General features: G+C 60.0%; 6 protein-coding genes and 3 pseudogenes. 5 read left to right on the top strand and 4 right to left on the bottom strand.

Annotation, left to right across the window (positions count from 1 at the left end):
• Nucleotides 1–101: 101 nt before the first annotated feature.
• From AU14_RS06305 to AU14_RS06295, 3 genes and pseudogenes are all read right to left on the bottom strand, one after another.
• A complete protein-coding gene (locus AU14_RS06305) occupies nt 102–2,153 on the bottom strand; it encodes a TRAP transporter large permease subunit (RefSeq protein WP_041339737.1) in 2,052 nt (683 codons plus the stop codon).
• 15 nt (nt 2,154–2,168) lie between these two features.
• Nucleotides 2,169–3,178: pseudogene (locus tag AU14_RS23225) on the bottom strand (putative solute-binding protein).
• A gap of 58 nt (nt 3,179–3,236) precedes the next feature.
• Complete coding sequence (locus AU14_RS06295) at nt 3,237–4,301, bottom strand: hypothetical protein (protein WP_052471984.1); 1,065 nt, start codon at nt 4,299–4,301, stop codon at nt 3,237–3,239.
• Between the two features lie 218 nt (nt 4,302–4,519).
• Between AU14_RS06295 and AU14_RS06290 the strand changes: the two genes are divergently transcribed.
• Nucleotides 4,520–6,547 (top strand): penicillin acylase family protein, encoded by a 2,028-nt coding sequence (locus AU14_RS06290; protein WP_041339735.1) that lies wholly within the window; start codon nt 4,520–4,522, stop codon nt 6,545–6,547.
• Complete coding sequence (locus AU14_RS22665) at nt 6,514–7,044, top strand: penicillin acylase family protein (RefSeq protein ID WP_041339733.1); 531 nt, start codon at nt 6,514–6,516, stop codon at nt 7,042–7,044. Before AU14_RS06290 ends, AU14_RS22665 begins: the two co-directional genes overlap by 34 nt.
• Nucleotides 7,045–7,131: 87 nt before the next feature.
• Here AU14_RS22665 and AU14_RS06280 read toward each other — a convergent pair whose 3' ends face one another.
• Nucleotides 7,132–7,755, bottom strand: coding sequence for a TetR/AcrR family transcriptional regulator (locus AU14_RS06280; RefSeq protein ID WP_179944716.1), 624 nt, complete (start codon nt 7,753–7,755; stop codon nt 7,132–7,134).
• Between the two features lie 164 nt (nt 7,756–7,919).
• Here AU14_RS06280 and AU14_RS06275 point away from each other — a divergent pair, with 164 nt between their 5' ends.
• The 3 genes and pseudogenes from AU14_RS06275 (at nt 7,920) to AU14_RS06265 (ending at nt 12,226) form a co-directional block, all read left to right on the top strand.
• Complete coding sequence (locus AU14_RS06275) at nt 7,920–9,740, top strand: acyclic terpene utilization AtuA family protein (RefSeq protein WP_041339729.1); 1,821 nt, start codon at nt 7,920–7,922, stop codon at nt 9,738–9,740.
• Nucleotides 9,737–10,602: pseudogene (locus AU14_RS06270) on the top strand (SDR family oxidoreductase). The gene AU14_RS06275 and the pseudogene AU14_RS06270 overlap by 4 nt, the downstream one beginning before the upstream one ends.
• A gap of 10 nt (nt 10,603–10,612) precedes the next feature.
• Nucleotides 10,613–12,226, top strand: a pseudogene (locus AU14_RS06265) (acyl-CoA carboxylase subunit beta).
• Nucleotides 12,227–12,233 lie beyond the last annotated feature (7 nt).

Raw genomic sequence — 12,233 nt, 5'->3', positions numbered from 1 at the left:
ATTTACTGAGTGTTAACCGATACGCCCAGAGCCCGGGCTCAGATGCTAAAAAACCGCCTGCGGCTGATAGCCGGAGGCGGTTTCACATTTCTGTGCGTTAGTTACAGGGCGTAGAACATCATCGGTACAAACGCCACCAGCAACAGTGTGGGAGCCATAACGGCCAGGGGCAACAGGAGGCGCTCGTAGCGGTGCCAGAAACTGCCGGTGCGCTCACAGGCCAACACCTCTGTTTCGCCTACAACCTGGCGGGTCAGCAGATGGTTTAACGCCACCGGCGGGCTCAGGTAGCCAAGCTCAAATGCCACCAGGCAAACAATCCAGAAATGCAGCGGATCTATGCCCAGTTGAATGGCGGGCTGGGCAATGGTCGCGGACACCAGGATCACTGCACCGAACGGATCCATCACCATGCCAATCAAAGTCAGCATCACCACAATCACCAACATGGCAATCCACGGGCTGGTAAGACTCTCTGGAAACAGTGCATGGACGATATCAGAGCGCTCCAGAATGCCACCCAGGCAGATGGAAAAGCCGATTAGCGCCAGTAAGGCACCGATATGCACGGCTGAATCACTGGCGGCAGCGGTACTGCGATTCCAGAAGGCCTGAAACCGGGACTCACTCTCGTCCCGAGAATCTTTACCTGAATCCAGCAGCACCAACGCGAGCATCACCAGCGGCAGAATCAGTGGCGCACTGTACTCGTTGAATTCCAGCCCAAGGATTATCCAGACCGTCACAACCACCAGCGCTGCCACTATGACGTAGGGCAGCAGTGGCCGGGTTTGCCGCACAGCAGCACGGAACGCACCCGGCGCAGGCCGTGGCCTCCAGTTGCCCTGGGTCTTGCAGACAATCAACGAAAACAAGGTCGCTGACATGATGAACACCCAGAAACCCCAGCCGTACATTTCAGTAGTCGTGACTTCCTTGTTCAGGGCCGCAATCACCACAATCAGCAGGCACGGATTCAGCACGACACCGAGGCTTCCAGACATGGCGGTAGTGGCCAGCGACAACTGCCGACCGGCCCCGGCTCGCCTGAGCTCGTCATAAACCACACCACCAACTGCCAGGATAAAAATCCCTGAGGCTCCGGTGAAGGCGGTTGGAAACGCAGTGGCGAAGATGATCACTGAAGCCAGCATCGGCGCCGGCAGATTGAATGGTTTGATGGTGTTGAGCAGCAATTCCGGTAACCGGGTCTGCTTGAGGATCATCCCCACCAGAACGTATAGGCCGATGTTGATGAACATCGACGACAGATTGGACATCATGCCGAAATAGATCGCTAGGCCCGACGCATAGCCATCCACGAAGAAGAAGTAGCTCATGGCAATCAACCCCATAACGCAGTACAGGGGCGTTACCAGGCCAGACGAAAGCGCCAGGCTACCCCGCCTCAGGCGATCAGGAACGTTCACAAACCGCACCGCATTGATGACCATGAACAGACCAAAGACCCCGGCCCAGGCATACTGAAGGCTTACCGTTCCTTCCGATCCCGGCGAGCTTGCCAGCTTGCCCAAGTACGAATTCAGGCTTGTCACCATCAGGCCATTGACTGCGAACTGGGCACCCTGACTCAACCGCCACTCCGCCCGATTCCGGGGCAGGCGCAAAGCAATGTGATCGGCATCCATTGCAGCGATCGCCGCGGCCAGCGCAAACATAGCAATGAACAGGTATTTGGTCAGTTCAATGTTATCCAGCAGGAAGGTTGCCAACCCCTGCTCAACGGCTTTGAACGCCCCCAGGGCAGGCGTCGCATGCTTCAGATTCTGCTCGTAGAGGGCATACTTCTCCTGGCAAAGCTCCAGGTTGCGCTCAAGCGACGTCCGCAAAGCCTCTGGATTCGGTGGCGAGCTGAACAGATCATCCGGATCCGGCCGGTAGGCATCGATGCGCTTACGAACCTCCGCATCGACATCCATTTCGAGCTGGCACGAAGGTTCGGTGGCATCCGGATTCAGCAGATAATAGTTGGGCCAGGTCTGCTCCCCCACCCACAAAAGTCGGGAATGCAGGGAATTTCCCATGCCCAGCAGCAGGGTAAACAATAGAAGCAGCAGCAACACTACCCCGTGCATGCGATGCATGGGGTAAAGAGTTCTGGCTGCGGGCGCGGTTACGGCTCGCCAGTTCATCGGTGTTCCACCCTGTTATTCGCGATTGCCGGCGGTGCACTCGGAGGATGCCGGATTGCTGGCACAACGAATCTTACTCAACAGGCCCAGCATCTTGGGGTGGTAAACATCAGGGGCACCGTTCAGACCGTCACGCATTTCCAGGCGATTCTGGCGGAACATCTCCTGATAGCCCTGAATATCCTTTTCCGGAATCCTCACCCACTTCTCGTCCGGGATCGCCGCCTCCTGACCGGAGATCAGGTTCATTGCTTGTGGAAACATGCCCCAGGCCACTTCACGGGCAGTCTGGGCTTTGTCGGCAGGCAGCACGTCATCACGGGCAATCACCTGCATGGTCAGTTGGGCCAGAGGATAGTCGACAACGCCGCCCTCTTTGCCAATGCCTTTATAGAGCTCCAGAGCCTCGTAGGCGAAAGCCGGGGCGTAGGCGGTATCGACCGAACCATTGTTGAATTTGCCGGCAAAGTTAGTGATGTCTGAAGGCACCACCGTCGCTTTGACGTAGTTCACCATGTGAATGGCGTCTTTCTGATAATCCAGCGTGGCCATGCGTTTACCTGCCAGTTCACCAGCGGTATCAATGCCACGATCGTTGACAAACAGGTACCCAGCGCCCACCGGCACAATGCCTAGCACCTCATAACCATTTTCCTTCATCAGCGGCGCCGCTTTCGGCTGTGCCAGGGTCGCCAGCAGGTTTTCAGGTCATCGTAGGTTGGCAATGCACCCACGGCACTGATGCTGCCGGTAAAGCGGTTGAACGGACGCGTGCGAAGGTCTGTTGCCGCCACAGCATCGCACTGGCCAGCATTGAAATCGCCCACGGCCACGCCTTCGTCGGTGTAGGGTTTGAGCTCAAAATCGACGCCGTGCGCTTTCATCTCCAACGCGTAGTCCTTAACCATGTTATAGAGATCACCGTTGGCGCCGATCACGTCGAACACGCACATGGACACGGTTTTGGCAGATGCCACGGGAACAGCGGCAGCCAGGGCGACTGCGGCGAGAGATTTGCGGATCATAACGACCTCCGGGTCATTTTTCTGTTTGTTAGTAGTCGGATAGCGGTAAACGGGGACGCTAGAGCAGGTCGTCCAGGCTCATGGTTTCAACGTTATCGGTGTCTCGTTTTGGGCTCATCTTGCCGAAGTAACTTTGGGGCGTCCGATACCCGTAATTCGCAGTCCAGTGCTTATCGGAAGAGAACCGGATAACGCCGGCGGCCACTTCATCTACCAACCGGTAGTCGTCCCATACCTCAACCTTTTCCTCGGAGGCCGCAAATTGCGCGATGGTCTCGGCCAGCACCTCCGGCCGGCCAAAGGTCTCCGCCGCCACGGCTTCCAGAGCCATGGATGCACGCAGGCCCTTCTTCACGCCAAGCTCAGAGCTATGGTCCAGCACCATCCACGGATCTGGTGACAGCGGCGGTTTGGTATCCGGCAGCAGCAACCAGACCAGAGCCCGAATCGAATTGGGCAGGCCGCCCCATTTCTCGTTATCAACACAGATCGCTGCACGTTCTGCCTGGGGCGCGATATTGCGAGGGATGCCTGCCAGGGCACCGGAGTTGGCGTCGTTTACGATCGCCTGCATGCCGGTCAGCAACCCGAGCAGGAAGGTCAGCTCATCCTGTTCGCTGAACAGGAACGGACACTCCAAAGGCTCGGCAGCGGGATCAAATTCGTAGGCTGCCATAGCGCGATTGAAGGCTTTGAGGCGACGTTTGGCGGTCTTGGCATTCAGGCGCTTGGCCTCCTCCCGGGCGTCTTTGGCAGCCGGGACATTACCCTCGAAATCGGCACGGAGATAGGCGAGTTCCGCCTCCCAGGCCCGGTATTCCATACAATTGCCCGCCAGCAGCATCAGCAATGAACCGGTGGTATCCGGCGCATCGGTAACCCGTGAGAACGAATACAGCAAGGGGTCAATGCCCTCACCCAGCGAGCAGGCCATATGCGGATCTGACATCTGCAGCACGTAGGGCGTGGCTTCGCCTTCGGAGTAACCGGATAACACGACACCGGTCGTGCTGTAGATGGGATTGGCAGAACAGCCGGCCAGCAACAAAATGATACCTGCGGTCGCGATAAGCCTTACCACGGCACCGGAGCGCATGAGGAAATACACCTGCGAGGAATTCATAGTCCGTCCTGTTGTGCGTTTTTGTTATGAACGGCGACAAGCATGCTGCCAATCCTGTCCTACAAAAATGGCTTGAATGCCGACACAAAGTGCCAATCAGGCCAATGGCCTGTTATGCACCATGCAAAAGAGGCAAACCGCTCTCAGGACCGGAACCTTTTCCCCAGCCACGCCGTTTCCGACTGTTACAAAAACCACAACGAGCACAAGGAAACTCCATGGCCCCAATTAAGTATCTTCTCCCATTCGCCCTGGCACCGTTACTCCTGACCGGCTGTCCTGGCAATGACTCGTCCCCGGATAAACCCGAACAGGACGACGTGGACATCAGCCAAAGCATTGAGCTGCGGCGCACATCCTTCGGAATTCCTCATATAGAGGCGGACAACTTTGCTGGCATGGGTTACGCCTACGGTTACGCCCAGGCTGAAGACAACCTGTGCCTGATCGCCGAAGACACACTTACCATTCGTGGTTTGAGATCACGTTATTTTGGCCCCGATGGCACCTATCGCATTCCCTCCAACGGGGCCGAAACCAACAACCTCAACGCTGACTTTTTCTGGAAAGTAACGGCCACCGATGACGCCATCCGCCCGCTCCGGGAAAACAGCGATCCAGAGGCTGTAGCGGCATCGGCGGGTTACGTGGCTGGCTTCAATCGCTACCGGGCTGAAATTCAGGCGGGCCAACACCCAGGCCGGCACCAACGTTGCCGTGACGCGGACTGGCTCTTTGCCCTGGAAGAAAGCGACATGTACCGCCGCTATCTGAGACTGGCCGTCCTGGCCAGCTCGTCGGTGTTTGTCGAGGGCATTGCCAACGCCCAACCCCCGGTCAACGATGGCACCGCGCCCACGGTGTCCGCGCCAGACCCTGACCAGCTGCTTTCCGAGCTGGCCCGGGAAGACGAAGACTCCACCCTGCCGTTTCCGTTTAACCGGGAACTACCCTTTGGCAGCAACATGTACGGGCTCTCGTCTGAAGCCAGCACCACCGGGGAATCCATACTGTTTGGCAACCCGCACTTCCCCTGGGAAAAGACCGAGCGACTGTACCTGGCACACCTGAAAGTAGGCGATCACACCGAAATCATGGGCGCCTCTTTGTACGGACTGCCGGCAGTTTTGATCGGCTTTAACGAGCACTTCGCCTGGAGCCACACCGTATCCACCGCCTATCGGTTCACCTTCTACGAGCTGACCCTGAACCCGGCCGATCCGACCCAATACCTCTATGACGGCGAATTTGTCGACATGGCCCAGCAGGACGTCACAATCGAAGTGCTGGAAGAAGACGGCAGTGTCGGCGTACGCAATCGCACACTGTACCGGTCCCAGTACGGCCCGATGCTGACCTTCGAGGTTTCCGGTGTTCCAGTGCTTAACTGGTCATCCGGCAAGGCCTACACGCTGCGTGATGCCAACGCCGAGAACGATCGGCTGCTCAACCAATTCTTCCGCTGGAACCAGGCCAACAGCCTTGAAGAATTCATCGACGTGCACGCCAGTGTGCTCGGTGTGCCCTGGGTGAACACCATCGCCACTGGCCCGGGCCAGCAGGCCTACTACGGCGATGTCACCGTCGTGCCGAACGTGCCCGACGCCAAGGCCGAAGGCGCCACCTGCGGCTCATCCCTGTCGCCAGTATTCAGTCAGTTGGCACCGGGTCTCCCGATCCTTGATGGCTCCAAACCTGAGTGCCAGTGGGAAACCGACGCCGACGCGCCGGCCGCGGGTATTTTCGGGCCAGGCAACTTGCCCACCCTGCGCCGGGACGACTGGGTGCACAACTGTAACGACAGCTATTGGGCAACCAACCCCAAATCACCGATCACCGGCTTCGCCGCCATCATCGGTGACGAAGAAACCCCGCGTACCCTGCGCACCCGCAAGTGCATGCAGCAGGTCATTCAGCGCCTGGACGGCAGCGACGGCCTGGGCGGCAGCCAGGATTTTGATCTGGCCCGCCTGCAGTCGGTGGTCCTGGACAGCAGTCTGATGTCCGAGCAGTTGGCACGCGAGGATGTACTCAAGGCTTACTGCGGCGTTGGCTCGCTGGAAAGCAGCCAAGGTGCGCCCGTGGATATCGTCAAAGCCTGCAAGGTGCTGCAGCAGTGGGACGGAACCCACAACCTGGATTCCCGGGGTGGTCACATCTGGCGTGAATTCTGGCGCAGTGTTTCGGCTCTTGCCGACAGCTCACCCGATAAATGCTTACGCCGTTCGATGCCCGCGATCCGGTGAACACCCCACGCGATTTGAACGTAGCCAACCCTCGCATCAGCAGCGCTTTCGCCGATGCTGTGAAAAAGATTCAGGATTCCGGCATCGCGCTGGATGCGGCTATCCGCGACATCCAGGTGTCCGGCATTCACGACTCGCCCATTCCGGTGTTTGGCGGAGAAGGCTTTGAGGGCAGCTTTACCATCGCCATCAGCCGGCCGAACGACCTGAGCGACGGCCAGTACGACATCAATTACGGCAACAGCTACATTCAGACGGTCACCTGGGAGGAAGACGGTACACCGCGAGCCGAGGGCTTCGTGACCTATTCCCAATCCACCGACCCGGCTTCGCCTTACTACCGTGACATGACGGAAGCCTATTCCGAGAAACAGTGGATCCGCTTCCCGTTCAGCGAGGAAGACATCGCCGCTGATGAACTGCCCTTGCAGTACCAGTTCGGAGAGCTGGATCTGGACGATGAGGACGAAGAAGAAGACGAGGAGGACGACGACTAATCGTTCGCCGTATTCTGATCAAAACAAAAGGACCCTCTCGAGGGTCCTTTTTTATGGCAATGCCTGCGATCACAGACGTAGACGCAATCAGGTCCCCGCGGCAAAGCCCATCATGGCCATGGTCTGATCGGTCAGCCCGTCCAGGGTTAATCCGCCACGTTCTGGCCGATACCAGGTTACTGTCCAGCTCAGGGCACCGGTGAGCATGCGGCGAACCACGAACGGATCCGCCAGCAGGCGTCCTTCCTGGCGCAGGGACTCAAGGGTATCCAGCCAGAGCTTTTCGTAGATATCCCGCAACTCCAGCACATCCGCCTGGGACTCCTCAGCCAGGCTGCGCCACTCAAAAACCAGCACCGCCATGGCCTCTCCGGTCTGGCCGTTGACCGATTCCAGCTCGGCGCGCACCAACGCCCGCAGCTTTTCCTGACTGGTCGGCGCCGCATCCACCGCTGCCTGCATCAGCGCGGTGTTCAGCCGAATAGTCTCCACCATCACCGCCTTGAGGATTTCCTCTTTGGTGCGGAAATGGTGGAACAGACTGCCGGACTGGATGCCAACCGCGGCGGCCAGATCCCTGACCGTGGTGCGCTCATAGCCCTTGTCCCGGAACAGGCGAGCAGCTTCTTTCAACAGGCGACCGCGGGCGCCATTGGGGTCGGAGACAAGATTGTCCGAGATCAGGTCTTTCAGGATTTTGCTTTGGTTCACAATGGCTTTCCGGCAGTCGAAACAGGCCAATGATTCTACCCGACATCTCTCTGTTTACAAACCAAGCGCTTGCTTGGTATTGTCAGAACCATCCAAGCACACTATCGAAAGACGCAGGCGGCCCTGCCCGGCCTGATCGACTCCGACTCAAAGGGTTTTGACGCATGACAGACTCCGCCAACGACACCGGAAAAACCATCCGCATCGGCTGCTCGGCTGCGTTCTGGGGGGATACCGAAACCGCCGCTGCACAGCTGGTTCGCGGCGGTCGGATTGATTATCTGGTGGCGGATTACCTGGCTGAAATCACCATGTCGATCATGGCCGGTCAGAAGATGAAAGACCCGTCCCAGGGCTATGCCCGGGATTTTGTGCAAACGGTCATGGGTCCGCTGCTGGGTGAGATTCGCGAAAAAGGCATTCGAGTACTGGCCAATGCCGGCGGCGTTAATCCGGTGGCCTGCAGGGATGCCTTGCAGGCACTGTGCGAACAGGCAGGCATTGAACTGAAGATCGCCCTGGTCCTGGGCGATGATCTGCTGTTTGAAAAGAAAAGACTGGCCGAGGCGGGCATTACCGAGATGACCACCGGCCAACCTATGCCGCCAATGATGGTGAGCCTGAACGCCTATCTGGGCGCGCCCGGCCTGGTGGCGGCGCTGGAGCAAGGCGCAGACATTGTGATCACCGGCCGCGTTGCCGACAGCGCATTGGTACTGGCGCCCCTGGTGCACGAATTCGGCTGGGACTGGTCTGACTACGACAAACTGGCCCAGGGCAGCCTGGCCGGCCACCTGCTGGAGTGCGGCGCGCAGGTGACAGGCGGCAATTTTACCGATTGGGAGCAGGTGGCCGATGGTTACGCGGACATGGGCTTCCCGATTGCCGAGGTCAACGCCGACGGCGGTTTCGTCATCACCAAACCAGAAGGCACTGGCGGCCAGGTCAGCCTGGGCACAGTGGCGGAACAACTGGTGTACGAAATTGGTGACCCACGAGCCTACCTGCTGCCCGACGTGACCTGCGATTTCACCCGAGTTAGCCTGGAAGAAACCGGGCCGGACCAGGTCACCGTACGCGGCGCTATCGGCCTCCCCCCTACCGACAGCTACAAGGTGTCCGGTACCTGGCCCGATGGATTCAAGTGCACGGTCACCTTCCTGATGGCGGGCATTGACGCTCCGGCCAAGGCCCAAAAGGTAGCCGACGCCATCCTGGCAAAAACCTCGCGCCTGTTCCGGGAGCGGGACCTGCCCGACTACACGGAAACCAGCGTGGAATTGCTGGGCACTGAAGCCACCTACGGCGCTCACGGTCGCGGCGGCGAGAGCCGGGAAGTCGTGGTGAAGATCAGCACCGCACACCCGAAAAAAGAGGCGCTGGTGCTGTTCTCCCGGGAAATTGCCCAGGCCGCGACTGGCATGGCACCGGGCCTGACTGGCATCGTCGGCGGCCGCCCAACCGTATGGCCAAAAATCCGGCTATTCTCCTGCCTGGTGCCCAAAAAAATGACCTCAGTATCAGTGGACCTCGACGGTGATCGCCAACCGGTACCGGTCGCCACCGACGGCGGCTTTGACCCGAGCCAGCTGGCCGAAGAACCGGCCAGCCAAGACGCGCTGGAAACCGACACCACTGTTCCCCTGATCGAAATAGCCTGGGCCCGCAGTGGCGACAAAGGCGACCACAGCAACATTGGCGTGGTGGCCCGCCATCCGAATTTCCTGCCCTTCATCGACGCGGCGCTGACTGAAACCGCCGTTGCCGAGTGGATGCAGCACACCCTCAACCCCGACACCGGCAAAGTCACCCGCTGGGCCATGCCGGGGCTGAGCGCCTTTAACTTTCTGCTGGAGCACAGCCTGGGCGGAGGCGGCGTCGCCAGCCTGCGCATCGACCCCCAGGGCAAGGCCTTTGCCCAGCAACTTCTTGAATTTCCGGTTCCGGTTAGCCGGGCTGTCATGGAAAAAGGACACCGTACATGAGCTATCAATCCATCTTTCATCCCGAGCTGTTCAAGGGCCAGACCTTCATCGTGACTGGCGGCGGCTCCGGCATTGGCCGCTGCACCGCCCATGAACTGGCCGCCCTCGGCGCCCGGGTCGCTCTGGTCGGTCGCAAAGCCGAGAAGGTTGAAACCGTAAAGGCCGAAATCGTGGAAGACGGCGGCATTGCCTCCGCCCACGTCTGCGACATCCGCGAGGAGGAATCGGTAAAAGCGACCGTGGCCGCCATCCTTGAGGAGCACGGCGGCTGAACGGTGTGGTCAACAACGCAGGCGGCCAATTCCCGTCACCGCTAACCGGCATCAACCAGAAAGGCTGGGAAACCGTGGTCCGGACCAACCTGACCGGCGGCTTCCTGATGGCGCGGGAGGCCTACACCCAGGCCCTGGCCAACACCGGCGGCGCAATCGTTAACATCGTCGCTGACATGTGGGGCGGCATGCCCGGCATGGGCCACTCAGGCGCGGCGCGGGCCGGCATGGTCAACTTTACCCAGACTGCAGCGGTGGAATGGGGCACCTCCGGTGTGCGCGTCAACGCGGTAGCTCCGGGCTGGATTGCCTCCAGCGGCATGGACAATTACCCCGAACAGATGAAGGAATGGATCCGCAGCCTGGGCGACAACGTGCCCATCAAGCGTATGGGCACCGAATCGGAAGTCAGCGCCGCCATCTGCTTCCTGCTCAGCCCCGGGGCCGCGTTCATCAGCGGCGACTGCCTGCGCATCGACGGCGGCGCTTCCCAGGGCGGCCGGATGTGGCCCTTCCCCAAGGCCAAGAACAACGAGCCGTTCAACGGTTTCCACCGCGCCACCACCCCGAAAGTGCTGAGCGACGACTGAGGAGAACGCCATGCAAGTTCTGGAAACCACGGTCAATCCCCAGTCGGAGGAATTCCAGGCCAACACCGAGGCCATGGAAGCGCACATCCAGACCTTCCGGGAGGTGGAGCAAAAGGTGCTGGACCTGGCTGAAGCCGCTCGGGAAAAGTTTACCAAGCGGGGCAAGCTGCTGCCCCGGGATCGCATTAACCGACTGCTGGATCGGGGTACACCGTTTCTGGAACTCTGCTCCCTGGCGGGCTATCAGATGCATGATGACAAAGACGGTAGCCTGGCTGGTGGCGGCATCATTGCCGGCATTGGTACGGTCAGTGGCATCCGCTGCCTGGTCGTGGCCAGCAACAGTGCCATCAAAGGGGGCACCATCACTCCAGCCGGTCTGGACAAGACCCTGCGCCTGCACCAGATCGCCATGGAAAACAAACTGCCGGTGGTCTCGCTGTCCGAAAGTGGCGGCGCCAACCTTAACTACGCCACCGATATTTTCGTGCAGGGGGCAAGAAGTTTTGCCAACCAGGCCCGCATGTCTGCCGCCGGCATTCCCCAGGTAACCGTGGTACACGGCAACGCCACCGCCGGCGGCGCCTATCAGCCGGGCCTGTCGGACTACGTGGTGGCCGTGCGCGGCAAGGCCAAGATGTTCCTGGCCGGGCCACCGCTGCTGAAAGCCGCCACCGGCGAAGTAGCCACCGACGAAGAACTGGGCGGCGCCGAGATGCACGCCCAGGTTGCCGGCACCGCCGAATACCTGGCCGAGGACGACGCCGACGGTATCCGCCAGGCCCGCAATATCCTCGAAGCCCTGTCCTGGAACGAACGGTTACCCCCTCAGCGCGAGCTGACCTGGGACGAACCACGATTGCCCGCGGAGGAACTGCTGGGGGTGATCCCGTCCGATTCCAAGAAACCCTACGACGTTCGTGAAATCCTCGCCCGTATTGCCGACGGCTCGAAATTCATGGATTTCAAGAATGAGTTCGATGACCAGACCGTGTGCGGCACCATCCGCATCGAAGGCCATGCAGTCGGCATCATCGGCAACAACGGCCCGATCACCCCGGCTGGCAGCGCCAAGGCGGCCCAGTTCATCCAGCTGTGCGATCAGGCGGGCACGCCGTTGCTGTTCCTGCACAACACCACCGGTTTCATGGTGGGCACCCATTCCGAGCAGAACGGCATCATCAAACACGGCTCCAAGATGATCCAGCGGTCGCCAACTGCCGGGTACCAAAGATCGCAATCGTGATCGGCGGCTCCTATGGTGCAGGTAACTACGCCATGTGCGGCCGCGGCCTGGACCCGCGCTTCATCTTCGCCTGGCCCAACAGCCGCACCGCCGTTATGGGCCCGGCCCAGGCTGGCAAGGTGATGCGCATCGTGGCCGAAGACAAGCAGCGGCGCGGTGGCATGGAACCGGACCCGAAGACCCTCGATTTTCTTGAGCAGGCCACCGCCAAGAAACTCGAAGACGGCTCCACGGCCCTTTACGGCACGGCCCGGCTGTGGGACGACGGCCTGATAGACCCGCGGGATACCCGCCGGTACTGGCGCTGGTGCTGTCGGTCTGCCGCGAAGCCGACGCCGCCCACTACGCCCCAATTCGTTCGGTGTCGCCCGGCTGTAATCCGGCG

It is taken from the genome of Marinobacter similis, assembly GCF_000830985.1.
Lineage (GTDB): Bacteria > Pseudomonadota > Gammaproteobacteria > Pseudomonadales > Oleiphilaceae > Marinobacter > Marinobacter similis.
Note: the sequence above shows the minus strand (reverse complement) of the source record. Positions and strands in the feature narration are given on the sequence as shown.